Annotated in this window: 22 protein-coding genes and 1 pseudogene; 15 read left to right on the top strand and 8 right to left on the bottom strand. The window is 62.9% G+C overall.

What is annotated here, in order from left to right; translation table 11 throughout:
* Nucleotides 1-90 precede the first annotated feature (90 nt).
* The 6 genes from E4K64_RS32215 (at nucleotide 91) to E4K64_RS32190 (ending at nucleotide 5,261) form a co-directional block, all read left to right on the top strand.
* Entirely contained in the window at nucleotides 91-1,071 is a 981-nt protein-coding gene (locus tag E4K64_RS32215) for a small ribosomal subunit Rsm22 family protein (protein ID WP_135166991.1), read from the top strand.
* 141 nt (nucleotides 1,072-1,212) lie between these two features.
* Nucleotides 1,213-1,773: a LemA family protein gene (locus E4K64_RS32210; RefSeq protein ID WP_135166990.1), complete on the top strand. Its 561-nt coding sequence runs from the start codon at nucleotides 1,213-1,215 to the stop codon at nucleotides 1,771-1,773.
* A 140-nt stretch (nucleotides 1,774-1,913) separates the two neighbouring features.
* Nucleotides 1,914-3,158: a M48 family metallopeptidase gene (locus E4K64_RS32205; RefSeq protein ID WP_135166989.1), complete on the top strand. Its 1,245-nt coding sequence runs from the start codon at nucleotides 1,914-1,916 to the stop codon at nucleotides 3,156-3,158.
* 204 nt (nucleotides 3,159-3,362) lie between these two features.
* Nucleotides 3,363-4,115 carry a P-loop NTPase family protein gene (locus tag E4K64_RS32200; protein ID WP_126260459.1) on the top strand — a complete coding sequence of 251 codons (753 nt, stop codon included), beginning with the start codon at nucleotides 3,363-3,365 and terminating at the stop codon, nucleotides 4,113-4,115.
* Nucleotides 4,116-4,175: 60 nt separating this feature from the next.
* Nucleotides 4,176-4,844: a hypothetical protein gene (locus E4K64_RS32195; protein ID WP_135166988.1), complete on the top strand. Its 669-nt coding sequence runs from the start codon at nucleotides 4,176-4,178 to the stop codon at nucleotides 4,842-4,844.
* An 84-nt stretch (nucleotides 4,845-4,928) separates the two neighbouring features.
* Nucleotides 4,929-5,261 (top strand): GIY-YIG nuclease family protein, encoded by a 333-nt coding sequence (locus tag E4K64_RS32190; RefSeq protein ID WP_135166987.1) that lies wholly within the window; start codon nucleotides 4,929-4,931, stop codon nucleotides 5,259-5,261.
* 14 nt (nucleotides 5,262-5,275) lie between these two features.
* Here E4K64_RS32190 and E4K64_RS32185 read toward each other — a convergent pair whose 3' ends face one another.
* The 6 genes from E4K64_RS32185 to petA all read right to left on the bottom strand — a co-directional run bounded on the left by E4K64_RS32185 (nucleotide 5,276) and on the right by petA (nucleotide 12,488).
* Nucleotides 5,276-5,815, bottom strand: coding sequence for an adenine phosphoribosyltransferase (locus E4K64_RS32185; protein ID WP_018323310.1), 540 nt, complete (start codon nucleotides 5,813-5,815; stop codon nucleotides 5,276-5,278).
* A 9-nt stretch (nucleotides 5,816-5,824) separates the two neighbouring features.
* On the bottom strand, nucleotides 5,825-7,990 hold the full coding sequence (locus E4K64_RS32180; RefSeq protein WP_135166986.1) for an anthranilate synthase component I: 2,166 nt from the start codon (nucleotides 7,988-7,990) through the stop codon (nucleotides 5,825-5,827).
* A 262-nt stretch (nucleotides 7,991-8,252) separates the two neighbouring features.
* Complete coding sequence (locus E4K64_RS32175; protein WP_235884848.1) at nucleotides 8,253-8,870, bottom strand: hypothetical protein; 618 nt, start codon at nucleotides 8,868-8,870, stop codon at nucleotides 8,253-8,255.
* A gap of 31 nt (nucleotides 8,871-8,901) precedes the next feature.
* Nucleotides 8,902-9,576: a dienelactone hydrolase family protein gene (locus E4K64_RS32170; protein ID WP_126260463.1), complete on the bottom strand. Its 675-nt coding sequence runs from the start codon at nucleotides 9,574-9,576 to the stop codon at nucleotides 8,902-8,904.
* Between the two features lie 246 nt (nucleotides 9,577-9,822).
* Nucleotides 9,823-11,895, bottom strand: coding sequence for a cytochrome b/c1 (gene fbcH, locus E4K64_RS32165; RefSeq protein ID WP_135166985.1), 2,073 nt, complete (start codon nucleotides 11,893-11,895; stop codon nucleotides 9,823-9,825).
* A gap of 62 nt (nucleotides 11,896-11,957) precedes the next feature.
* Nucleotides 11,958-12,488: a ubiquinol-cytochrome c reductase iron-sulfur subunit gene (gene petA, locus E4K64_RS32160; RefSeq protein ID WP_135166984.1), complete on the bottom strand. Its 531-nt coding sequence runs from the start codon at nucleotides 12,486-12,488 to the stop codon at nucleotides 11,958-11,960.
* 278 nt (nucleotides 12,489-12,766) lie between these two features.
* Between petA and E4K64_RS32155 the strand changes: the two genes are divergently transcribed.
* The 8 genes and pseudogenes from E4K64_RS32155 (at nucleotide 12,767) to E4K64_RS32120 (ending at nucleotide 21,058) form a co-directional block, all read left to right on the top strand.
* The gene (locus E4K64_RS32155; protein WP_135166983.1) at nucleotides 12,767-13,225 is read left to right on the top strand and encodes a tRNA (cytidine(34)-2'-O)-methyltransferase; all 459 of its coding nucleotides are present in this window, start codon (nucleotides 12,767-12,769) and stop codon (nucleotides 13,223-13,225) included.
* Between the two features lie 18 nt (nucleotides 13,226-13,243).
* Nucleotides 13,244-13,876, top strand: coding sequence for a 7-carboxy-7-deazaguanine synthase (gene queE / locus E4K64_RS32150; RefSeq protein ID WP_135166982.1), 633 nt, complete (start codon nucleotides 13,244-13,246; stop codon nucleotides 13,874-13,876).
* 133 nt (nucleotides 13,877-14,009) lie between these two features.
* Nucleotides 14,010-14,897 carry an oxygen-dependent coproporphyrinogen oxidase gene (gene hemF, locus E4K64_RS32145; RefSeq protein ID WP_135166981.1) on the top strand — a complete coding sequence of 296 codons (888 nt, stop codon included), beginning with the start codon at nucleotides 14,010-14,012 and terminating at the stop codon, nucleotides 14,895-14,897.
* A 26-nt stretch (nucleotides 14,898-14,923) separates the two neighbouring features.
* Complete coding sequence (locus E4K64_RS32140) at nucleotides 14,924-15,634, top strand: HAD family hydrolase (RefSeq protein ID WP_164718946.1); 711 nt, start codon at nucleotides 14,924-14,926, stop codon at nucleotides 15,632-15,634.
* 464 nt (nucleotides 15,635-16,098) lie between these two features.
* Nucleotides 16,099-16,299, top strand: a complete 201-nt coding sequence (locus tag E4K64_RS32135) for a YodC family protein (protein ID WP_135166979.1) — start codon at nucleotides 16,099-16,101, stop codon at nucleotides 16,297-16,299.
* A 126-nt stretch (nucleotides 16,300-16,425) separates the two neighbouring features.
* A pseudogene (locus E4K64_RS41315) lies at nucleotides 16,426-17,265 on the top strand (caspase family protein); the annotation flags it as partial.
* A gap of 1,238 nt (nucleotides 17,266-18,503) precedes the next feature.
* Nucleotides 18,504-18,737, top strand: coding sequence for a PilZ domain-containing protein (locus E4K64_RS32125; RefSeq protein ID WP_135166978.1), 234 nt, complete (start codon nucleotides 18,504-18,506; stop codon nucleotides 18,735-18,737).
* Nucleotides 18,738-20,845: 2,108 nt separating this feature from the next.
* On the top strand, nucleotides 20,846-21,058 hold the full coding sequence (locus E4K64_RS32120) for a hypothetical protein (protein ID WP_018319114.1): 213 nt from the start codon (nucleotides 20,846-20,848) through the stop codon (nucleotides 21,056-21,058).
* Nucleotides 21,059-21,203: 145 nt separating this feature from the next.
* Here E4K64_RS32120 and E4K64_RS32115 read toward each other — a convergent pair whose 3' ends face one another.
* The gene (locus E4K64_RS32115) at nucleotides 21,204-21,437 is read right to left on the bottom strand and encodes a hypothetical protein (RefSeq protein WP_126257792.1); all 234 of its coding nucleotides are present in this window, start codon (nucleotides 21,435-21,437) and stop codon (nucleotides 21,204-21,206) included.
* Between the two features lie 1,262 nt (nucleotides 21,438-22,699).
* On the opposite strand from E4K64_RS32115, the gene E4K64_RS32110 reads away from it, so the two are divergent.
* Nucleotides 22,700-23,362, top strand: a complete 663-nt coding sequence (locus E4K64_RS32110) for a phytochelatin synthase family protein (protein ID WP_135166977.1) — start codon at nucleotides 22,700-22,702, stop codon at nucleotides 23,360-23,362.
* A 131-nt stretch (nucleotides 23,363-23,493) separates the two neighbouring features.
* On the opposite strand, the gene E4K64_RS32105 is transcribed toward E4K64_RS32110, so the two are convergent.
* Nucleotides 23,494-23,682: transposase (locus E4K64_RS32105; protein ID WP_167772372.1), on the bottom strand; the 189-nt coding region annotated here is incomplete at its 5' end.

The raw sequence follows: 23,682 nt of genomic DNA, 5'->3' as shown, positions 1-23,682 counted from the left end.
AAGGCGGATGATCCAGTACGCCGTGACATCTCGGTTTACGGCACTGTCTCGGAGTACTGGATGCCCCGCCTTCGCGGGGCATGACCGCGGATGATGATTGCCCCCACCCTCCCCGCCGAACTGAAGGCCGCCCTCGACGCCAAGCTCCAGGGCTTTTCCCGCACTGACGCGGCACAGCGGTCACAGAAGATCTCGACCACTTATCGCGCCGGCGGCGGCTCCGGCGCGATCAAGTCGGAAGCCGATGCCCTCGCCTACGCGCTGGCGCGCATGCCGGCGACCTACGCGGCGGTGGCTGCGAGCCTGAATGCGCTCACCGAGATCGCGCCCGACTTCGCCCCGGAAACGCTGCTCGACGTCGGCGCGGGCCCGGGCACCGCGAGCTGGGCGGCCGCGGAGGCGTTTCCGTCGCTGCAGGATTTCACGCTGCTCGACGCCAATGCCACGCTGAGCCGGCTCGCGCTCGAGCTGGCACGCGGCAGCTCGCGACTGGCGGAGTGCCGCTATTTGCCCGGCGATGCCGGCGGAAACCTCGCCGAGGTTTCGCAAGCCGATCTCGTCATCGCCAGCTACGTCATCGGCGAACTCGGGGAGACCGGGCAGCGCGCGCTCACCGAGGCCATGTGGGCCAAGGCGCGCCACGCGCTGGTCGTGATCGAGCCCGGCACGCCCGCCGGCTATGCCCGCATCCTCGCGCTGCGCCAGCAACTGATCGCGGCCGGTGCCTACGTCGCCGCACCCTGCCCGCACGAAAAGCCCTGCCCGCTCACCTCGCCCGATTGGTGCCATTTCAGCCAGCGCCTGCCGCGCTCGCAGGCGCACCGCCAGATCAAGGGCGCCGAGGTGCCGTTCGAGGACGAACGCTTCATCTACGTCGCCCTGACCCGCACAGAACCCGCAAGCCGCGCCGCGCGCGTGCTGGCGCCGCCGGACGTCGGCAAGGCCGAGATCACGGCCAAGCTCTGCAGAGAAGACGGCGTTGAGCTCGCGACGGTACCTCGGCGCGACAAGGCGGCCTATGCAGCTGCCCGGCGCTGGCGCTGGGGCGACACCGTCATGGACGAAAGTTAACCTCGTTCCTCGCCTTGCCTTGAACTTGGCCGGCTCCCCGTTCGACCAAGTCCTACCTCCCCTACGCGTCGGGCTCTCGCTCCGCACCAATTTGGTCTATCCTAGCGCCCGCCCGCCTTCTTTCCCCTTCAGGAGTTCTCCATGTCGACCGGCTGGATCGTTCTCGGCGTCATCGTCATCCTCGCGCTGTTCGCCTTCAGCGCGTATAACCGCCTCGTGGCGCTGAGCCAGCGCGTCGGCCAGGCCTTTGCCGACATCGACGTGCAGCTCAAGCAGCGTCACGATCTGATCCCGAACCTCGTCGAAACGGTGAAGGGCTATGCCTCGCATGAACGCGGCACGCTCGACGACGTCATCAAGGCGCGCAATTCGGCAATGTCGGCGCAAGGTCCCGCGCAGGTGTCCGCAGCCGAGAACCAGCTGTCCGGCGCGCTCGGCCGGCTGATCGCGCTGTCGGAGGCCTACCCGGACCTCAAGGCCAATGCCAATTTCCAGCAGCTTGCATCCGAGCTCTCCGACCTCGAGAACAAGATCGCGGCGAGCCGCCGCTTCTTCAACAGCGCGGTCCAGGAATACAACACCGGCATCCAGCAGCTGCCGGCTGCGCTGTTCGCCGGCATGTTCGGCTTCACCAAGAAGGACTTCTTCGATCTCGGCGCGAGCCGCACCGAGGTCGAGGCGACGCCGCAGGTAAAGTTCTGATTGCTGCGTGCCCCCCACCTTCGTCGTTCCGGGGCGCGTCGAAGACGCGAACCCGCAACCTCGACCGCGACACTAAGCTCTGGATTCCGGGTTCACGCCGTTGGCGTGCGCCGGAATGACAGAAGCTAACGGAAGCAGCCATGGCCGCGTATGGTCTCTACACGCATATCGCCTCGAACAAGTTTCGTTCGATGCTGCTGCTCGGCGGCCTGTTCGCGCTGGTTTATGTGCTGGTCTATGCCGGCGCCCTGGTCGCCGAAGTCTTCATCGACGGCAATGAGACCGTCGCGTACTATCTGAGGCACGCCTTCTCCGACCTGCTCAAGGCCGCGCCCTTCGCGACGGTCGTGGCGGCGGTCTGGATCGTGATCGCCTATTTCTTCCATCAGTCGATGATCGACGCGGTGACCGGTGGCCACGACGTCACCCGGCAGGAGGAGCCGCGGCTCTACAACCTGCTCGAAAACCTCTGCATCTCGCGCGGCATCACCATGCCGAAGCTGAAGATCATGGAGAGCCCGGCGCTGAACGCGTTCGCGACCGGCCTCAATCCCAGGCAATATTCCATCACCGTCACCACCGGCCTCCTCGATGCGCTTGATGACAAGGAGATCGAGGCGGTGCTGGGCCACGAGCTGACCCATATCAAGAACGGCGACGTCCAGCTGATGGTGGTCGCCGTCATCATCGCCGGCGTGGTCGGATTCTTCGGCGAGATGTTCTTCCGCCTGTTCACCAATTTCAACTGGAGCTCCGGCTCCGGCGGCTCGTGGTCCTCGGGCTCCTCCTCGTCGTCGCGGTCGTCCTCGTCATCGAGCGACAGCAAGAGCTCCGGCGGCGGCGCGGTGATCGTGATCATCATCGCGATCGTGCTGATCGTGCTGGCCTGGCTGCTGTCTCAGGTGGTCAAGCTCGCGCTGTCGCGGTCGCGCGAATATCTCGCCGACGCCGGCTCCGTCGAGCTGACGAAGGATCCCGATGCGATGATCTCGGCGCTGCGCAAGATCGAGAATCGCGGTGAGCTGCCCGGCGCGACCTCGGCCGTGATGGAGCTTTGCGTCGACAATCCCCGCGAAGGCTTTGCCGATCTGTTCGCGACCCACCCCTCGGTGCAATCCAGGGTCGATGCACTGGTCAAGTTTGCCGGCGGCCATGATCCGGGCCCGCTGCCGCCGACCGAGGAAACGGACGAGCCCGAGGCGCCAGCCGACCAGCAGGACGCCCCGCCGCCGCCAAATCACGGCCCCTGGAACGATGCCGGCGGCCCTGTCGCTCCGCCGCCCGTGCCCGCACCCGGTCCCCCCGGAACTGCGAACAGCAAAGGCATGGGCACGCCGGTCGGCAATTCCATGGGCAATCCTATTGGTCCTTGGGGCCGTCATTAAGCATGCGGTGTGCCGCCATACGCGGCAGTTTCGCCGCGATTGGGAAAAACTTCAGGAATTGCCGTATCGACATGCCGAGGAATTGAATTCTCCCTTGTTTCTGCCATGTTCGCGCCCAACAGCAGACTTGGGACATCCTTGGGACATCGATTTGGGGCCCGGCCGATTGCGACCTCGCGATCGGGGGCGCGTTAGGGGACAGCAATGGCAAAGCCGGCAGTGGTTGTGGTGGGTGCGGACAAGGGCGGGGTCGGCAAGACCACGGTGTCGCGCACCTTGCTCGATTATTTCTCAGCCAACAACGTGCCGACGCGTGCCTTCGACACGGAATCGCCCCGCGGAACCCTGAAGCGCTTCCACCCTGACATCACCGAGATCGTCGACATGACGACGACGTCGGATCAGATGAAGATCTTCGATACGCTCAATGCGACCAGCCCGTCGGTGACCGTGATCGACGTCCGCGCCGGCCTGCTCTCGCCGGCGCTCGCCTCGCTGCGCGACATCGGTTTCCTCGACGCCGCCAAGGCCGGGCAGATCACCTTCGCGGTATTCCACATCCTGGGACCCTCGATCGCCTCGCTGGACGAGATCGCCGAGACCGCCGGCTTCATGACCGGTGCAAAATATTTCCTGGTGAAGAACTTCATCAACGACACCCAGTTCTTCCAGTGGGACCAGGCGACCTATAATTCCTACTTCCACCGCATCAAGGACGCCACCGAGCTGACCATCCCCAAGCTCAACGAAATGGCCTATGAGCAGGTCGAGGTGTCCTCCGTTCCGTTCCTGAAATTCGTCGCCAACAAGGGCATCAACGACGAGGCCGCGAACTATTCCTTCGTGCTGCGCGGCTATGTCCGGCACTGGCTGGCCAACGTCTGGAGCGAGTTCGACCGCATCCGGCTGACCGACATCGTCGGTTCGAAGCCGGTGAGCCGCAACAGCGAAAAATAGTTGCGCAAGCCGGGCTGATACGGCTGGATTGGTCGCCAAGTTCGACTGATATAGCTGTCGATGTCCGCAACGCCCGTCTACATCATCTGCTCGCCACGCCCGCAGGTCGGCAAGACCCTGCTGGCGCGGCTTTTGAGCGAGTTCCTGCTGCTCAAGAACGGCAACGTCGCGGCCTTCGACGTCAATCTGAAGGAGCCGTCGCTGCTGGACTACCTGCCCGGCGTCACCGAGACCGCCGACGTGATCGACACCTACGGCAAGATGCAGCTGATGGACCGCGTCATCGTCGACGACGGGCTTGCCAAGGTGATCGACCTCGGCTTCCACGCCTTCGACGAGTTCTTCAAGATGACCGACGAGATCGGCCTGTTGAAGGAAGCAGCACGCCGCCATGTCGCGCCCCAGATCCTGTTCGTCGCCGATACCGACCGCGTCTCGGCCCGCGCCCACGAGATGCTGCGCACACAGATCCCGCGCATGAACCTGATCACGGTCGACAACGAATATGTCGTGCGCGGCGAGCTGCCGGCCGCGATGGAAGGCGGCCGGCTGCTCCGCCTGCCCGCACTGCCGGGCTTCCTCAAGACCTATGTCGACCGGCTGAACTTCTCCTTCACCCGCTATCTGCGCCAGGAGAAGGACTCCTCCACCGAGCTGCATCAGTGGACCCGGCGCAATTACCTCGCCTTCCGCGAGCTCGAGCTCAATCTGATCCTGCAACGGTCTTGAATATTTTACCCGGGTAATATTGACAGAAGCCGGACGTGCCGCTACTGGATTGCGCAGCAACGCCCTCAGTTAAAAGGCCCGTCCGTGAGCATCGACCGGAAAGCAGCGATCACCGCCTACAAGGAGCGCAAGACCATTGCGGGCGTCTACGTCGTGCGCTGCGCGGCGTCGGGGCAGGCCTGGGTCGGCCAGGCGCCGAACCTGGAGACGATTCAGAACCGCATCTGGTTCTCGCTGCGCCAGGGCAGCCACACCTGCCGCAGCCTCCAGGCCGCCTGGACCACGCATGGCGAGGCAGGCCTGAGCTTTGCCGAATGCGAGCGGCTGGAGGACGAGGAGAGCGCCTATGTCAGGAACGCGCTCCTGAAGGAGCGCCTGCTGCATTGGCGGGCCGAGCTGAAGGCCGAGCTGATCTGACCGCGGCAAGCGGCTCAGTGGCCTTCGAACGTCATCAGCGTGCGCACCGGCACGTCCATGGCGCGCAGCTTGGCGGCGCCGCCGAGCTCGGGCAGGTCGATGATGAAGCAGGCGGCGACAACGTTGGCGCCGATCTGGCGCAGCAGCTTCACCGCGCCTTCCGCGGTGCCGCCGGTGGCGATGAGATCGTCGACCAGGATGACGCGCTCGCCGGGCTGGATCGCGTCGACATGCATCTCCATCTCGTCGATGCCGTATTCGAGCGAGTAGGCGATGCGCACGGTGGTGTGCGGCAGCTTGCCCTTCTTGCGGATCGGCACGAAGCCGGCCGAGAGCTGGTGCGCCACCGCGCCGCCGATGATGAAGCCCCTCGCCTCCATGCCCGCGACCTTGTCGATCTTGTTGCCGGCCCAGGGATTGACGAGCTCGTCGACCGCGCGGCGGAAAGCGCGCGCGTCCGCGAGCAGGGTCGTGATGTCGCGGAACATGATCCCCGGCTTGGGATAGTCGGGAATGGTGCGGACGCTCGCCTTGATGTCGTGGTCAAAGGTCATTGGTGCCTCTCAATCGACACGCGCATCCAGCCGGAACGCGTTTTCAACAATACGTAGTCCCACTTCATTGCCAAGCGACATCAGCGATTCCGGGTGGAATTGCACGCCGGCGACCGGCAGGGTCTTGTGCTCCAGCGCCATGGCGACGCCATCCTCGGTGCTGGCGGTAACGGACAACACTTCCGGCATGCTGTCGCGTTCGACATAGAGCGAATGATAGCGGCCGATGACGATCTCGTTCGGCAAATTGCGCATCAGGCGCCCGCCGCGCACCTGCACCCGCGAGGGCCGGCCATGGGCCGGATGCGTCAACTGCCCAAGCTCGCCGCCGAAATATTCGCCGATGGCCTGGACGCCGAGGCAGACGCCGAACACCGGCAGCTTCTTCTCCAGCGCCGCATCGATCGTCTTCTTGATCGCAAAATCTTCCGGCCTGCCGGGCCCCGGCGACAGCACCAGCAAATCCCAGGTCTTCTGCCTGAGCATATCGAGTGCATGCACATGGCGGACCACGGTGACGTCGGCGCCGACCTGGCGGAAATAATCGGCCAGCATGTGCACGAAGCTGTCGTCGTGGTCGATCAGCAACACCCGCTTGCCCGAGCCGGTCGCATCGGGCGCGAAGGTCGACAGCGGCTTCGGCGGATCGCCGCGCAGCGCCTGGAACAGCGCGGCGGCCTTGACCTGGCATTCGCGGTCTTCCGCGGCCGGATCGGAATCGAACAGGCAGGTGGCGCCGACCCGCACTTCGGCGAGGCCATCCTTCATGCGAATGGTGCGGATGGTGAGGCCGGTGTTGATGCTGCCGTCGAAATTCACCGCGCCGATCGCCCCCGCATACCAGCGCCGCGGCGAGCGCTCGTGATCCTCGACGAACTGCATCGCCCAGAGCTTTGGCGCGCCTGTCACGGTCACGGCCCAGGCATGGGTGAGGAACGCATCGAGCGCGTCGAAGCCGGGGCGCAGCATGCCCTCGACATGATCGACGGTATGAAACAGCTTCGAATAGGTCTCGATCTGGCGGCGCGCCAGCACCTTGATGGTGCCGGGGACGCAGACGCGCGCCTTGTCGTTGCGATCGACGTCGGTGCACATGTTGAGCTCGAACTCGTCCTTCTCCGAGTTCAGCAATTGGCGGATCTGCTCGGCATCGCCGATCGCATCGGTGCCGCGCGCGATGGTGCCCGAGATCGGGCAGGTCTCGACGCGACGTCCGTCCGAGCGCACGAACATTTCCGGCGAGGCGGAGACGAGAAACTCTCCCTCCCCCAGATTCATCAGCGCGCCGTAGGGCGAGGGGTTGATGACGCACAGACGCTGGAAGACTTCGGCCGGCGAACGGTCGCAGGGCTCGGCGAACAACTGTCCCGGCACCGCCTCGAACAGATCACCGCGGGCAAAGGCCGCGCGCGCGGTCTCGACGGTCGCCTGATATTCGCCGGGCGCGTGATCGGCAAAGCCCTGGCGCGGCGTCTTCAGATACGGGCTGTCCGCGGTCTCGCGCGGCAGGCCCTCGGTCGACTTGCCCTTCCAGGCGAAATCGTAAGTGAGCACGACGCCACGACCGGTGGCGCGGTCATAGGCCAGCAGGCGATCGGGCACATAGAGCACGATGTCGCGCTGGTCGGCTTCGCGCGGGCGCTTCTGCACGAGGTCCTCGATCTGGAACACGAGGTCATAGGCGAAGGCGCCGAACAGGCCGAGCAGCCCGTCGTCATTGGCGAAGAAGGCGGCGATGATGTCGCGTACCAGCGACATCACGCTGGCGCGCCGGGTGCGCTGGTCCTCCTCGACCGGCGCATCGCCGCGGACGATGTGGCCGGCAAGACGCGTCGCGCTCTTCTCGGAGATCACGACGCAGGGCTCGCGCAGGACGTCGCCGAGGAAGGCGATCAGCACCTCTCCTCGCCGGTTGAGCGCCTCGAGCTTGAAATTGAAGCCTGTGGTCTCGAGCTTGAGCGGCGGATCGGAGAAGCCGAGGTCAAAGCTCTCGTAGCGACCGGGGACGGTTGTGCCCGAGGACAGCACCACGCCACGGCGGCGGTCGAGCAGATTGATCAGGTCGTCGAGCCGGCTGGCGCCGCCGGTGAACTGCTCAGCCACGCGCGTGATCGCAAGACCCGCGCGGGTCGCATAGTCGCTTCTGGCCGGAAGGGCAAAGACGGTCCTGTTCATGTCGTCCTCTTACGAAACTTGCCGAGGGAACGCCACACAGGACAAACGATCAGACCGCCGCACCGCGTGGGCGACCTTCGACGATTTTGGGAAAAGAAATCGCACCGGCCACCTCGTCAGGAGGTGCGCCACCAAAGACGGGCTGGGCGGACGGCGGTACTCATGGGGCGATACTCACCATGGCGCGAGGACGGCGTCAAGGTGAGAAAACCCGTCCCCTGCGCGGCGGAGCCGTGCCGCGCTCGGCTGCCGCCCACGCCGGCTAAAGCTCCTCGGCCTGCGGCTCCCAACCGAACCTGTTTTTCTTCCGATCCCATTTGAGCACGGAATAGCCGTCGCATTCCATGCATTCCCAAAGGACGGGCTTGCCGCCCTTGTCCTTCGAAAGAGCTCCGAATTGGCGGTTCGTACGTACGGCGTCGAGAAAGCGGATCTTCGGCTTCCCGCCGTCCGGCTGATCGAGGACCAGCATAAACCTGCCTTTTGGACCCGCACACTCCTGAAATACGCCGACCACGGCGATCTGCCTCGTGGCGGCGCCGTCGAAGCGCCCCTCGACCGCAAAGGACATGCCGGCGCCCTTCATCGCATCAGCGCCATTCTCGAACAGCAGCTCCTTGGGAATCAGGTCCTTGCGGAATTCGGTCGCCTTGCACCAGCTCTTGCGGATCTGGTTCGCGGGGATGCCGCGAACCTCGGTCGTGAACGGATGGAATTCCGCGATGACCCACCAGGCCTCCTTCTTGAGGTCGCCATTCAACGTGACGAAGGCCTGCTCTGCTGCCGCGTGAGCCGTCGTCAAGGCGACGATGCCGGCAATGCCGGCCACGCCCCGAACGATCAGGCCGAACACGCGGCCTGTGAGAGACGACGTCGCCATACTTCGCTGCTCCCGATCGATCGCTCCGGTCTCACCCCAGATGCTTGCGGAAAAACTCCGTCGCCCTGCCCCAGGCGAGTTCGGCGGCTTCGCGGTCGTGCACGGCCTGGCGCTGCTCGTTGACGAAGGCGTGCTCGGCGTCATAGCGGAACAGCTCCAGCGACTTGCCGGCAGCCTTCATCGCCTTCTCAAAGCCGTTGACCAGCTCCGGCGTGCACCAATCATCCTTGTTGGCGAAATGGGCCTGGAGCGGAATCTTGACGTCGGCGGGCTTGGCGGCCTGCTCCGGCGGGATGCCGTAGAACACGACACCGGCCGCGAGCTCCGGGATCCTGGTCGCGCCGATGATGGTGACGGCCCCGCCGAGGCAGAAGCCGGTCAGCCCGACCTTGGCGCCGTTGCGCGCCAGATATTGCGCGGCGCCGCGCACCGTCTGCGTGGTGGCGTCCATGAAGTCGAGCGAGTTCATCTCCTTGTTGGCGCTGTCCGTGTCGTGATACGGCACCACCTTGCCCTTGTAGAGATCGGGCGCCAGCGCATCGAAGCCGGCCAGCGCAAAGCGGTCGCACAGGCCCTTGATCTGGTCCGACAAGCCCCACCATTCCTGGATCACGACCACGCCCGGCGCGTTGCCACGCGCGGCATTGGCGAGATAGCCCGAGGCGTCCTTGCCGTCCGGACGCTTGAAGGTGATGGCGGTTCCCATGGTGTCCTCCGGTGAGTTTCTGAGGGAGCGGTTGACGGGTATTCTGGCCGCTGGACGCGCGCGGCGCAATCCACACTCACGTCATTCCGGGACGCGCGATAGCGCGAACCCGGAAATCCATCGGGCCTCAACGTCGGTGGATGAATGGATTCAGGGTTCGCGCCAAGGGCGCGCCCCGAAATGACCGCTCGACAAAAAAGCCCCCTTGCGGGGGCTTTTTCATTTCTTGTCTCGTCAGGCGCGGCCTCAGTGCGAGCTGGCCCAGACCTTTTTCTTGGTGAAGTACATCAGGCCCGCGAACAGGATCAGGAACACGAAGACCTGGAAGCCGAGGCGCTTGCGCGCTTCCATGTGCGGCTCGGCGGTCCACATCAGGAACGTGGTGACGTCCTTGGCGTACTGGGCGACGGTGGTCGGCGAGCCGTCGTCATAGGTCACCTGGCCGTCGCTCAGCGGCTTCGGCATCTTGATGGCGTGGCCCGGGAAATACTTGTTGTAGTACGACCCCTCCGGGATGGTCACGCCCTCAGGCACCTTCTCCTCATACCCCTGGAGCAGCGCGGTGACATAGTCAGGCCCCTGCTCCTGGTACTGGGTGAAGACGTCGAAAATGAACCAGGGGAAGCCGCGCTTGTAAGAGCGTGCCTTGGTGATCAGCGACAGGTCGGGCGGCGCGGCGCCACCGTTCGCGGCACGGGCGGCCTGCTCGTTCGGGAATGGCGAGGGGAAATAGTCCGCCGGCCGGCCCGCACGCTCGAACATGTCACCCGCATCGTTCGGACCGTCCTTGACCTTGTACTCGGAAGCAAATGCCGACGCCTGCGCCACCGAATAGCCGGGCCCGCCGGCCTCGGCGAGGTTGCGGAAGGCGATGTAAGACAAGCCGTGGCAACTGGAGCAGACCTCCTTGTAGACCTTCAGGCCACGCTGCAGCGCCCCGCGGTCAAACGTACCGAAAGGGCCCGAGAACGACCATTTGTTGCCGGGCGGCGTATCGCTGCCTTCAGATGCTTTCGCGCTGTCGATCGAGCCCGCGAACAACGAACCGGCGAGCGCCAGCAAGATCGCGGTCGACACCATCGGCGTCGATCGGCTGCCGGTCTTGGCCAGCACCGCATCCGAGATCGAGTTCGGGACCGGCCGCGGCTTCTCGATGCGCGAGAGCAGCGGCAGGACGATCAGGAAGTAGGCGAAGTAGCACACGGTCAGGACCCGGCCGGCAACGACGTAGATGCCTTCCGGCGGCTGCGCGCCGAGATAGCCGAGCAGGATGCAGACAACGACGAAGATCCAGAAGAACTGCTTGGCCAGCGGGCGATACTTCGACGACTTCGTCTTCGCGGCGTCCAGCCAGGGCAGGAAGCACAGGATGATGATCGCGCCGAACATCGCGACGACGCCCGCGAGCTTGTTCGGGATCGAGCGCAGGATCGCGTAGAACGGCAGGTAATACCATTCCGGCACGATGTGCGGCGGCGTCACGCCCGGGTTCGCCGGAATGTAGTTGTCGGCGTCGCCGAGATAGTTCGGCATGTAGAAGATGAACCAGGCGTAGAGCAGCATGAAGCAGGCGACGCCGAACATGTCCTTGATGGTGGCATGCGGCGTGAACGGCACGGTGTCCTTTTCCGTCTTCGGCTCGACACCGTCAGGATTGTTCTGGCCGGCGACGTGCAGCGCCCAGACGTGGAGCACGACGACGCCCGCGATCAGGAACGGCAGCAGATAGTGCAGCGAGAAGAAGCGGTTCAGGGTCGGGTTGCCGACCGAATAGCCGCCCCAGAGCAGCGTCACGATGCTCTCGCCGACATAGGGAATGGCGGAGAACAGGTTGGTGATGACGGTGGCGCCCCAGAAGCTCATCTGGCCCCAGGGCAGCACGTAGCCCATGAAGCCCGTCGCCATCATCAGGAGGTAGATGATGACGCCGAGGATCCACAACACCTCGCGCGGCTCCTTGTACGACCCGTAATAAAGGCCGCGGAACATATGGACGTAGACGGCGACGAAGAACATCGAGGCGCCGACCGCGTGCATGTTGCGCAGCAGCCAGCCGTAGTTCACGTCGCGAACGATCAGCTCGACCGACTTGAAGGCGAGATCGGCATGCGGCGTATAGTGCATCGCCAGGATCACGCCGGTCAGGATCTGCATCCCCAGCATGAAGGAGAGGATGGCGCCGAAGGTCCACCAATAGTTCAGGTTACGCGGGGTGGGATAGGCGACGAACGAGGAGTGCATGAGGCCGAAGATCGGCAGGCGCCGCTCGATCCATTGCAGGGCCGGATTGCTCGGCTGGTAGTCGGATGGTCCGCTCATGATGCGATCCTGAGGAAATAATACGACGAGACGGCGCGAAGCTTCGGACGAAGGCCCAAAGCTCAGCCGATCTGGATTTTGGTGTCGGAAACGAACTGGTACGGCGGCACTGGCAGGTTCGAGGGCGCAGGGCCCTGGCGGATGCGGCCGGACGTATCATACACCGAACCATGGCAGGGGCAGAAGAACCCGTCGTAGCTGCCTTCATGAGCAATCGGGATGCAGCCGAGATGGGTGCAGATGCCGATCACGACCAGCCACTGATCGTGACCGGACTTGACCCGAGCCTCGTCGGTCTGCGGATCGGGCAGGCTCGCCACGTTGACGGCGCGCGCCTCCTCGATCTGCTTCTTGGTGCGGTGGCTGATGTAGATCGGCTTGCCGCGCCAGAACACCTTGATGTCCTGTCCTTCGGCGACCGGGCTGAGATCGACCTCGATCGGCGCACCGGCGGCGATGGTCGAGGCGTCAGGATTCATTTGGGAGATGAAGGGCCAGAGCGCGGCCGCGCCCCCTACTGCAGCAGCTGCCCCGGTTGCAACGAATAAGAAATCACGGCGTGTCGGATGGTCCGCCGAAGACGCTGTCGTCACGATTCCAACCCTTTCTTCTTGTGCAACCGGTGGAACCGCTCCAGGGGGCGCCCATGAGGCCCCCGGAAAGGCTGCCGGCGCCCGCGGCCCCCCGCGGCGGCAGAACTTTGCTTATTCGCCTCTAAACAGGCGAAACAGCAGTCCAGAATCGTTCTATTGGCACCCTTGCCGGGCGAGCGCAAGCCCGCTATCGGCGCGGGGGCGCGCCATGCACGAATTCCCGGGCAGGCGATGTTTTCTTGAGACATTTCCGTCCCGCAGCCAACCCGCCACTCCCGATGCAGATAGCGCTTTTCCAACCCGACATCCCTCAGAACACCGGCACGATTCTCAGGCTCTGCGCCTGCCTCGGACTGGACGCCCATATCATCGAACCGGCGGGGTTCCCGGTGTCCGACCGCGCGTTCCGCCGGGCGGGAATGGACTACCTCGGCCATGTCGGCATCGTCAGGCACGATTCCTGGTTGAAATTCGAGGACTGGCGCGCCGCGCACGGCTACCGCCTGCTGCTGTTCACGACCAAGGCGGCCACCGACTATCGCGATTTCCGTTACCAGACGTCGGACATCCTGCTATTCGGGCGCGAGAGCGCCGGCGTCACCGAGGCGGTGGTCGAGGCCGCGGATGCGCGGCTGGTGATCCCGATCAAGGCCGGGCTGCGGTCGCTCAATGTCGCCATGACCGCGGCGATGGCCGCAGGCGAGGCGCTGCGGCAGATCCGAAACCCGCAAGTCTGAAGGCCAAAGGAGAGACGATTGAGTTACGCGGTCAAGGAAATCTTCCTGACCCTGCAAGGCGAAGGCGCCCATGCCGGGCGCGCCTCCGTGTTCTGCCGCTTTGCCGGCTGCAACCTCTGGAGCGGGCGCGAGGCGGATCGCCTTGAGGCCACTTGCAAGTTCTGCGACACCGACTTCGTCGGCACCGACGGCACGCTCGGCGGCCGCTACGGCTCGGCCGCCGAGCTCGCCGACACCATCGCCGCGCAATGGCGCGCCGCCGAAGCGAGCCGCTACGTGGTGCTTACCGGCGGCGAGCCGCTGCTCCAGGTCGACACCGCGCTGATCGAGGCGCTCCACGCCCGCGGCTTCGAGATCGGCGTCGAGACCAACGGCACTGTCGAAGCGCCTGACGGCCTCGACTGGATCTGCGTCAGCCCCAAGGGCGGTAGCGAGCTGGTGCTGCGGCAGGGGCACGAGCTGAAGCTGGTCTACCCGCAGGCTCTCGCCGCGCCAGAGACGTTCGAGCATCTCGCTTTCGAGCGCTTCTCGCTGCAGCCGATGGACGGACCCGAGGTGATCGAGAACACCGCGCGCGCGATCGACTATTGCCTGCGCCATCCGCAATGGCGGCTCAGCGTGCAGACGCATAAATCGCTCGGTATCAGATAGGGACAGATCTCGCAGGGTGGGCAAAGCGAAGCGTGCCCATCACTCAGGATGACGATAAAAGACGTGGCACGGCGCAAGGGCGCCTTTGCCCACCCTGCGGCACGATCCGCATGGCAAGCGACCGGGAATGACGATGGACAGTTCGACGATCGAAGACTGCAAGACCCGCGCCCGCACCTGGTTCGAAGCCTTGCGCGACGACATCTGCGCGAGCTTCGAGCGGCTCGAGGACGACGCCCCGCAAAACCTCTATCCGGGCGAAGCCGGCCGTTTCGAGCGCACGCCCTGGCAGCGCGCCGACCATACCGGCGCGCCCGGCGGCGGCGGGGTGATGTCGATGATGCATGGCCGGCTGTTCGAGAAGGTGGGCGTGCACTGCTCGACCGTGCACGGCGAGTTCGCCCCTGAATTTCGCGCCCAGATTCCCGGCGCCGCGGACGACCCGAAGTTCTGGGCCTCCGGCATCTCGCTGATCGCGCATATGCGCAATCCGAACGTGCCCGCCGTGCACATGAACACGCGCTTCGTCGTCACCACCAAAGCCTGGTTCGGCGGCGGCGCCGATCTCACGCCGGTGCTCGACCGCCGCCGCACGCAGGACGATGCCGACGCGATCGCCTTCCACGCCGCGATGAAGGAGGCCTGCGCGCAGAACAGCGGCGTTGCCGATTACGACAAGTACAAGACATGGTGCGACGAGTATTTCTACCTGCCGCACCGCAAGGAGCCGCGCGGCATCGGCGGCATCTTCTACGACTGGCACGACAGCGGCGACTGGGACGCCGACCTCGCCTTCACCAAGGACGTCGGCCGCGCGTTCCTGAAGATCTACCCCGAGATCGTCCGGCGAAATTTCGCCAGCGCCTGGACCGCCGCCGACCGCGAGGAGCAATTGATCCGGCGCGGCCGCTATGTCGAGTTCAACCTGCTCTATGATCGCGGCACCATCTTCGGGCTCAAGACCGGCGGCAATGTCGAGTCGATCCTGTCGTCGATGCCGCCGGAGGTGAAGTGGCCGTGATCGTTTCGAAGCCGCTCCCCCGCGCCATGCTGATCGACATGGACGACACCATCCTGTCGGCCTATGGCCGGCCCGAGATCGCCTGGAACACGATCGCGAACGAGTTTGCCGAGGAGCTTGCGCCGCTGCCGCCGCCACAGGTCGCGACCGCGGTGCTCGCCTATGCGCGGCAGTTCTGGTCGACCGCGGAGCCGATCTGGCGGATGAAGCTCGGCGAGGCGCGGCGGCTCACGGTGCGCGGCGGCTTCGCCGCGCTCGCCGCCGACGGCCATCGCGCCCTGTCGGACGATCTCGCCGATCGCATCGCCGACCGCTTCACCACCTACCGCGAGGAAGCGATCTTCGTCTTCCCCGGTGCGCATGATGCGATCGACGCGTTCAGGGCACGCGGCGTCAAGCTGGCGCTGGTCACCAACGGCGCCGCCGACATGCAGCGCGCCAAGGTCGAGCGGTTCGAGCTGGCGCATCGCTTCGACCACATCCAGATCGAGGGCGAGCACGGTTTCGGCAAGCCCGAGGAGCGCGCCTATCTGCATGCGATGGAGGCGCTCGGCGTCACGCCTGCGGACACCTGGATGATCGGCGACAATCTGGAATGGGAAGTCGTGACGCCGCAGCGGCTCGGCATCTATTCGATCTGGATCGACGTGCACGGCGACGGCCTGCCCGAAGGCTCCACCGTCAAGCCCGACCGCATCATCCGCTCGCTGACCGAGTTGGTGCCGGGGCGGTCCTGAGCAGGCCGCCAAACAAAAAATCGAAAAACAACCCCATGCACAGTAGACGGCCCCAGCAAGATCAAGGCCTTACGGATTTTGCGAAGCGACCTTGATCCCGTCGGGCAAAACAGGGGCATAATATCATCGTCGGAATTGGCGACGGAGAGATCTTCGCGCCCGGCGAGCCGTGATACGGTTGCGATGAGGCGTCTTCGCGCTTCATGCAAATCTACCGGCGGCTGGGCGCGACCATCGATCGCGAGGCCGTGCCGCATCTTCTGCTGCTGCAGACGAGCGACTAAAGCATGATGGAGTGAGGCTCGATCGGCGCGGGCGATGACCTCTCCGATCTCTCCTGATTTGCGTCGCCCCTCTCCGCCACCCCGCCGGCGGAATTTCCCGTCGGGGCCAGCCGGCGTGATCGGCCTGTCATGACCGCTTGCTAGGCTGCCTTCCAGATCGATCACGCGAAAGGACAATCCATGGAATTGAAAGCCGGCGATCTCGTGATGTTGAAATCCGGCGGTCAGCCGCTGATGGTTGCGGAGGTGAAGGAGAACGACGTGCTCTGCCTCTGGATGGGCATGGAAGGCGACCTGTTCCGCGAGACGCTGCCACTGGCCGTGCTGGTGCAAGTGGAAGAGGAAGATGAGGAGGAAGAAGACGACGAGGACGAAGAGTAGGCGCGCTCAAGACCGCATCCCGGCTAGGCCGGCCTGCTCGGCTCCAGCGCCTCCGATGTCCGCTGATCTGCCAATCGCGGGGCAACAGCGGACATCGCTGGATGTCGCAGAAGGGACCCCGATGGCGCAGCGGCGGTCGAGAAGGCCCGGCAGGCCGAAGAAGAAAGAGCACGGCTATCCACTGATCGTGCAAAGAAAGCTGAACAGGACAAAGCTGCCGCCGCCGCCAAGGCTGCTGAGGATGCGCGGCTTGCTGCCGAGAAGGCTAAGCAAGTTGAGGAGGCCAAAGCCGCCGCCGCTGAGCAACGCCGCAAGGAGATTGAGGCCGCCGTTGCCAAGGCACTTGCTGACAAGCAGGCAGCAGAGAAGAAGACTAGCTCCGAAGCTGACCAAAAGCTTGCGGCCCTGCCATCCACTGCATCTTCGTCCGAACCCGCGCCGTCGCCGCAAGAACTCGCCAAGGCGGTGCAGTCGGAGCTTCGCCGAGTCGGCTGTCTAGCTGATGGGGAAAGCAGCGAGTGGGGTGCCAAGTCACAGCGCTCTCTAACACTGTTCAACAGGTACACGGGAACGAAGCTCAACCCGGCGCTGGCAAGCTCAGATGCGCTGGACGCAATTAAAGCCCGGTCAGGTCGAGTCTGCCCGCTGGTCTGCGATCATGGTTTCAGGGCCAATGGGGATGCCTGCGTGAAGATCGCGTGTCGCGCTGGTTATCGCGTCAACGACAATAATGAGTGTGAGAAGGTCCGGGACAAGAAGCCCGTCGCAACGCAGGATGATGCAAAGCGAGATCAGCAACGAAGTCAGGCCGAAACCGCGCCCTCAAAGCCCCAGGCATCAGGTCAGGTCGTCTGCAACCAGGGTGGCTGCCGCCCGGTAAGAAGCGGCTGTCGCCTCGCATTTGGGCGCAATGGAACAAACATGGCAAGCGGTGCCTACTCGCAAAGCTACGAGGTTTGCGATTGACCTGACTGTCTGTTGCGGCGTCTCGCCCGCCAATACTGATCTGCTTTTCTGTTCGGACTCACGCTGAGGAGCAAATGCGACAGCACTAAGCTGATGCCGTCGAGGCGTGGGATCGCACGGCGGAGTTGATAAGGCAGCGAGCCCGTCCTCTCACGGCCCGAAAGCGAAGTGGTCCAATCGGCCGTTGAGGTCCGCTGTTAGTGGCAGATCGGATCTGCCGCTCTGCCGATCATAGCTCCCGCTCCATCGCTGGATGACTACGGTTTTTTACCTTTACCCCGTGGTGCCCTTGGTCGGCAGACAAAACTCGAATGAACGCGTGCGGGAGAAATAGGCGTTCGATGCCCGTGCGAGATGACGCTTAGAGCCAAGTTGGCGGCGCATGTTGCGGCTCGGGCGTGCCGGATCGGCAGCGTCTCGCCGTAGCTTCTCCAGACGGGCCTGACCTACATCCCACCCTATGTTCCAGCGCCGGAACATTACAAATACGTGTCCTTGGTCACAAGTGAACACAGCGATGTCCTTGACCGGGACTAGTTTCGAATTGCATGGCGCGTCCTCACGCGCCAGCCGTCGGACCGCTTGGCCCCCGAACTGTCCCCTCCAGCCCCAAGGGGTCAGGCTGGCCCGATGAAGGATGAGGCTGCAATCTCGGACAGACTGTAGCCGAACAATTGTCAGGCTTCTGATAAGGTTATGAGGCCCGGGCTCCTAGGCACACCGGGCCTCACCTTGGTCCCGGAGAGGTGCTGTGACGACGCGCTGGCATGGCGGCTTCGCGGGTGAGGAGCCACGACGCGGCAAATAGCAAAGACCATGCGAAATCGATTGCGCCGAACAGTACCACCGGAGAACCGCCTTGAATCCGGGGTCCGCACATCCGCGATGATTGCGAATGGTCTCCGCCCCGGGCTCGCCGATCCTCCCCAAATAGTTATTTAACTATTTAATTTTATGATTTAATATGCAGCGTATTAAATACCAACTTAAGGCGCGCATCAAAGGTATTAAACGAGCTCAGCGTAGCGTGGAGAGGACGATAGAGATTTGGCCTCGACTTACCAATTTCGGAAGGTGCCCCGGAGCAGTGGTCGTGATGGCTCATCCACTGGGTTGAGGCAAGTCGGACAATCTGAGTCGGCGTCTCTGGCAGCCTCGAAAGGCGCGCGCTGCGGCGCCAAAGGAACAGTTATTGGGATCGATTTGCGTGCGTTGTCTCAAAATAGCAGGAGAACAATATGTTCGAGAATCCTCGCTCGCCTCGCGCTGTAACGTTGGGCTCAATCAGCTTTGGCCGGTCCAAAACAGTGTGCACCATTCGAAGCATTTCAGCGTACGGCGCCGCTCTCGATGTTGCTGCAGACGAAAAACTTCCTAATGAATTCGCGCTGACTGTCAGTCCCGACGGGAGCACACGCCGCTGTGCCGTGGTCTGGCGCCACGAGAAGCGCATCGCCGTCGCGTTCTATTGATTCATCGCAAGCATACCCTCAAAAGAGTACGCGGTGCCAAAATCGAGATAGGCGTGAGCCCACGAATCTGCGACGCTGAAGGCATTGTCAGGCGTGTCGGGTCACGGAGGAGTCGATGTGCACAGCATTGCCTTATCTGGGAATTGGCGTCTGCTTGTCTCTTACGACCTGGCTCGCATTGGGGCTTGTACTCTGAGAACTGGATGACTGTCGCCAGTGGCGCTCTTGGTTTGAACCAGAGATCCTGCAAGCTCGAACCCTAATGCCCGGCTCAGCGGTGGGCCGCGAGGTTCTTCCTGTCGAGCGAAGCGAGCAGAGCGAAATATCGGCGACCTGAAAGCAGGGTCGGTCCCGGCCGCGCCCGAGAGAGCAAAAAGAAAGGCGGCCCGGGTGCGGGGTCTACACCGGCCGGGTAAGCCGACTCGAGCCTCGCACCCCGCAACGGATTGTGTGCGGTCGAACGAGGCAGCAAGATTCGGAGGTCGGTTCTGGTCGCTTTTGACAGTAGGTCTACTGTTCGCTTTTAGGGTGACGCCCACCATCCATCGGGAAATGGCTCGAGCGGTCCCGCGCCAGGATCGTTGTCGTTTAATAGCGTCGGACCGAACGTCGAGCTCGGCTGGCGCGGACCTGCCCCGCTCGCATTCCAAGTCGACGTCGCTCGTGTGCGGCTAGTGCAGCCAAACCGCGAGGCTCGGTTTGGTGTTTTCGCCCCGAGCATGGCCCACGGACGCGACGGCCGTGATTTCCCGTTATCGTGCTTCATTGGCTCAGATCAAGCCCACAATGATGAAAAGTGCGATCTCAACCAGCATGATTGCTCCTGTCATCGCGGAGACAAGAAACACGTCACCTAGGGACAGGAACTGCATGGTTCGCATCCCATTCCTCGAAGAAACGGCCCCTACATCTGAGGCGTAAGCAGGGGCAGGATGCCGGAGCCGTTTCTCGGAGAGCTTCGCGTTCGTCCGGCGTCAAGGTTTTCCCAAATTAAATCAGCCATTGGATTTTGTCTATATTTAATTCTATTTAATTTTGGATTTTACCTATCGGTTGTTGGAAATCCTACGTTCTCCGGGCAACAACCTGGGCCTCTTGGCTCGCGGCCGGACGACCGATCGGCCTCGCAACGGGTCAACTAGCAGAAGCACTGGATCACGGTGAAGGACCGGCACCACCATCGTGCGATGGAGCGCGAACTATTGGAGCGGCGATTTCGCGGATCCCTTCCGGCGTCTCCGGGCACAATTGCAAGGCGGATTCTGGAGCATGCGCGCGACGCCGTTGCTCGAGAAAGGCACACTGGGCGGACTGATGCTTGGATCGTCGCCGAGCAGCCGAGCGAGCGGAAAAGCCGGCGCCCGCCCAAGCCAGCCGTCGGCGTTGCCAGCGGCTGGCGCGGCCACCGCCGATGCACGAAACCATTTAATGCCATCGGCGAAGTCGTCCGGAAACAGGCAAGGTTGTAGGTTGACGACATCAGACGCGGGGATGCCACCATGCTAGTCCTGATGAACCTGATTTGGCGACGACTTGCCTACACAATGCTGATCGGCATGCGATCCAAGCTCGTACATCAGTGAAACTAGAGGCGGCTGTGGGTCAGGAGGCCACATGCCGAAACAGGTCGTGATAGCTCTCTGCTCTTCGGCAGTTGCGCGTGCCGGGTCGCTTTCAGCGTGTAGCGTTGGCTGCGCAAAATGGCACGAACGCCCACCTGTCTCAAAAACGTAACCTGTTGGTGCTCAGGTTGATGTAGCGGGCTAGTCACACTGGCGATCGAAAGCCTGAATTCTCGAAGAATCTGACCGTAGTCTTCCAGCAAACCATCGGCGGCGGCCCTTGATGCATGGTGTGGCCGATTTGTGAAATGAACCATATTGCGAGCCAGAATTGTCGCGATAGGATCATTCCACCGGGGCTGGCTGTATATTTCACTTAGATCTTTTCACCCGGTGTGTTGACCATGCGCGGATCGCAGCGAGAACATCGGTGCGACCTTGTGCAGGCCGGCTGCTTTTAATCACCAACAAGCTTTGTTTCCCTCGCCGCAAGCTCTACCTTTTTCTGCACCATGCGGAATCCAATATTGCCGTTGGAGAACGTTTATGCCCAAGGAGAATTGCCTGATTGTTCGTGCCGCCGGGAAACGACTGGACCTGTTACGAGGCGAAGCTGCCCGCATCGCCAAGGGAGCTAACGCCGGCTGGTGGACCGACCGGGCGGAGATTGGCACCAGGTTCTGCTTTGAAGATTCTAAGTCAAAAGAGCTATTCGCACTCACCTGCGACAGCCTCGGCATTACCTGTCAGGACGGCTAATCCATTGGAAAACCCGCTGGCCTGGGAACCGGAGGAGTTTGGACTGTAGACCAGACCGGACAGACCATGAGGCATGAAGGCTCGCCAGCTGTGGACGAGAGGCCGCGAGTTGAGGCGGTGGCCCACAAGGGGGAGCGGGATTGTGTCAGCGCCGCTCTGGACGCGCCTGGAGGGGGACGACTTTATCCAAGTCGCTGTGACCGGAGCGCCGGCTTTGCAGCTTCACCACCTGCTCGAGTTCGAGAGCCTCTATGGCGAGCTCATCCGCCAAGCGTTCGAAAAGTGCGCGCTTTTGCGGGTCGCTCGTTCGCCTGCTCATAAGGGCCAAATCCGCGGCATCGGCACGGAGCTTGTCCAGTTTTTCGCTGAGGTCCGCCATGGTATCGGCCCCGTTCTGGACCCACCTCGTCATGCGGTGACGGGATGCAGGTCAACGGCGGAACATGCTATGAGTTCTTCCTTAACCGATTATTAGGCCGACATTCATTAGGGCCGAGATGTGTGAACGAGCGCCCGCTAGCTTTGCCGAGCGCGCGTCTGCGGCTATTCCGCTCAATGCTTCAGTGCGCACGTGGTCACGAGCAGCATGGTCCGGCTGCATTGCCAATCGGATCCCAACATTGGTTCATGGACTCCACGAGGAGTACCGATGGCCATAGTAGTACCAGCCGCCACTAGAACAGCGGCGGTCAGCGCGAGCGTTCGATAGGTTGCCAAGTTCCACCTCATTGCGCTTCCCTCCAGTGGAAGCGCCCATGCTACGCGCAGAGATACCTCCCGCTTGTGAACTACTTCACACGGCGTTTCTCAACCGTCATCACAGTCGCGTGCAGCAAGCCCGCCCCGTGAACCGGCGGCCTTGAGGCGCTAGGCCCCCGAGGCGCAGTCACACGTGAGGATGCAGTCCCCAGAAGGCGATCGGCAGAAGGGCTGCGGCCCCAATTCCCAGCAATAGGAGAATGGCTTCCAGCATGATGAATCAAGCTCCGCCGGCAAAGGATACACCTTCGCGGTCGGTTGGCATTGGGCTTGCTAGGTATGGATTGCTGGGGAATACACCATCCCAGTTCGTAGTAGTGCCGCCGGTTGCTGAATTTCGAGTCCGGCGGCGTTTTTATTTGGGACGCCTTGTTCAGAACCGATGCAGACGTTGAGCAAGAGGGACGAGACACATCTGAACCGAAGCAAGGTGGGTTTTGCTTTTGATTAGATCGGGGCGGTCCCTCGCTGGCAGGCCCCGTTATTGAGGAAAGACTCGCTGGCGAAGCCGCCCTGGCGGCAAGGCTCAAGGTATCCTGGCCTTCCGACCTGATGGTTCCGGTAACGGAATCCATGGGGACGAATCCATTTTTTGGCAGGGGGTCCGACTTGTTTCCGGCCTCAAGGGTAGAAGTTGAAATCCTGCGTGACCGATTTAGATTCAAGGATGGCCGGCAACGACGAAAGCACTGAAAAAAAGCAGCACGAGCAACTCGCGGAGCGGTCGCGCGTCCGTCAGCAGACGCGAGCCCTAGTCCAAGCAAGCCGCGCCCTTGTGGAGCGAAGCCGACGTTTCCTTGCGACCCCAGCCTCCTTACCGCCGAGAGCCCGTAGGGTTGTCCTTGCCGGCCGATTTCGTCATTGCCGCTTAGGTTCTGGCCCATGAAGCGATGGCACTACGTCAGCATCAGCAGCATGGTTATCGCCGTGGCTCTGGCTTGTGCCGGCGCCCTGGTGGTCGGTCAATCGCACGTGCCATCAGACGCCATAGCGTCATCGGTAACACGTGCTCCGGAGCTTATGGAGCGTGCGTGGCACCTGCCCGTGGCAGCCACATTCCAAAGACATGTTGACTGGCAGTCAAATGGCTCTCGCTGCGGACCTGCAGCTGTTGCGAATGCCTACCGGTCGCTTGGCGAGGCGGCAAGCACGGAGGGCAAGGTGTTGGCCGGTACATGGAGCTGCTGGACAGGCGTATGCATCATGGGTCTCACGCTCGACGAGCTGGCCAAAGTCGCCCAGACCAACACGAGCCGGAAAGTTACGGTCTTACGCGATCTCAGCGAGAACCAGTTTCTGGAGCATCTCCGTCGCACCAACGATCCGGGCCGACGCTACATCGTGAATTTCGATCGCGCTCAAATTTTTGGTGCTGGTAGTGGACATCACTCCCCAATTGGGGGCTACTTCGAAGCTGAGGATCTCGTTTTCGTGCTCGATATCAATTTCAACTTCCAGCCATGGCTGGTCGAACGGAAGCGGCTGTTCGACGCTGTAAATACGTTCGACGGCGATAAGAAGCGGGGGCTGCTGTTGATAGAGTGATACCCCACTGCATGTCAGCTTCTGGCCGATTTTGTTGCAAAAGTCGGCTGCAATGGATTTGGCTGGGCCCTTCGTTGAGCCGCGCTCTGAAGCGCTGGCCCTGACGCATTTTACGCAACTTCGACGCTACGCTACGCGCTGCGCAGAGCCTGAGCCGGTGGGGGTCGTGCGACCAGCGATGCAAACCGCCTCAGATTCTGGGCGATGGCGGCTAGAACAAACTCATCCTGGGCACCTTGCGGGCCGCGCAATCGGAGCCGACCAAGCTTCAGGATGCGCTTCAAGTGTGCGAAGTTCATCTCGATCTTCTTGCGCTGATG

It is taken from the genome of Bradyrhizobium frederickii, assembly GCF_004570865.1.
Taxonomy (GTDB): domain Bacteria; phylum Pseudomonadota; class Alphaproteobacteria; order Rhizobiales; family Xanthobacteraceae; genus Bradyrhizobium; species Bradyrhizobium frederickii.
Note: the sequence above shows the minus strand (reverse complement) of the source record. Positions and strands in the feature narration are given on the sequence as shown.

Coding starts and splice junctions, on each gene's coding strand:
- E4K64_RS32215 (WP_135166991.1), top strand. CDS start 91: ATGATGATTGCCCCCACCCTCCCCGCCGAACTGAAGGCCGCCCTCGAC.
- E4K64_RS32210 (WP_135166990.1), top strand. CDS start 1,213: ATGTCGACCGGCTGGATCGTTCTCGGCGTCATCGTCATCCTCGCGCTG.
- E4K64_RS32205 (WP_135166989.1), top strand. CDS start 1,914: ATGGCCGCGTATGGTCTCTACACGCATATCGCCTCGAACAAGTTTCGT.
- E4K64_RS32200 (WP_126260459.1), top strand. CDS start 3,363: ATGGCAAAGCCGGCAGTGGTTGTGGTGGGTGCGGACAAGGGCGGGGTC.
- E4K64_RS32195 (WP_135166988.1), top strand. CDS start 4,176: ATGTCCGCAACGCCCGTCTACATCATCTGCTCGCCACGCCCGCAGGTC.
- E4K64_RS32185 (WP_018323310.1), bottom strand. CDS start 5,815: ATGACCTTTGACCACGACATCAAGGCGAGCGTCCGCACCATTCCCGAC.
- E4K64_RS32180 (WP_135166986.1), bottom strand. CDS start 7,990: ATGAACAGGACCGTCTTTGCCCTTCCGGCCAGAAGCGACTATGCGACC.
- E4K64_RS32175 (WP_235884848.1), bottom strand. CDS start 8,870: ATGGCGACGTCGTCTCTCACAGGCCGCGTGTTCGGCCTGATCGTTCGG.
- E4K64_RS32170 (WP_126260463.1), bottom strand. CDS start 9,576: ATGGGAACCGCCATCACCTTCAAGCGTCCGGACGGCAAGGACGCCTCG.
- fbcH (WP_135166985.1), bottom strand. CDS start 11,895: ATGAGCGGACCATCCGACTACCAGCCGAGCAATCCGGCCCTGCAATGG.
- E4K64_RS32155 (WP_135166983.1), top strand. CDS start 12,767: ATGCAGATAGCGCTTTTCCAACCCGACATCCCTCAGAACACCGGCACG.
- hemF (WP_135166981.1), top strand. CDS start 14,010: ATGGACAGTTCGACGATCGAAGACTGCAAGACCCGCGCCCGCACCTGG.
- E4K64_RS32140 (WP_164718946.1), top strand. CDS start 14,924: ATGCTGATCGACATGGACGACACCATCCTGTCGGCCTATGGCCGGCCC.
- E4K64_RS32135 (WP_135166979.1), top strand. CDS start 16,099: ATGGAATTGAAAGCCGGCGATCTCGTGATGTTGAAATCCGGCGGTCAG.
- E4K64_RS32125 (WP_135166978.1), top strand. CDS start 18,504: ATGTTCGAGAATCCTCGCTCGCCTCGCGCTGTAACGTTGGGCTCAATC.
- E4K64_RS32120 (WP_018319114.1), top strand. CDS start 20,846: ATGCCCAAGGAGAATTGCCTGATTGTTCGTGCCGCCGGGAAACGACTG.
- E4K64_RS32115 (WP_126257792.1), bottom strand. CDS start 21,437: ATGGCGGACCTCAGCGAAAAACTGGACAAGCTCCGTGCCGATGCCGCG.
- E4K64_RS32110 (WP_135166977.1), top strand. CDS start 22,700: ATGAAGCGATGGCACTACGTCAGCATCAGCAGCATGGTTATCGCCGTG.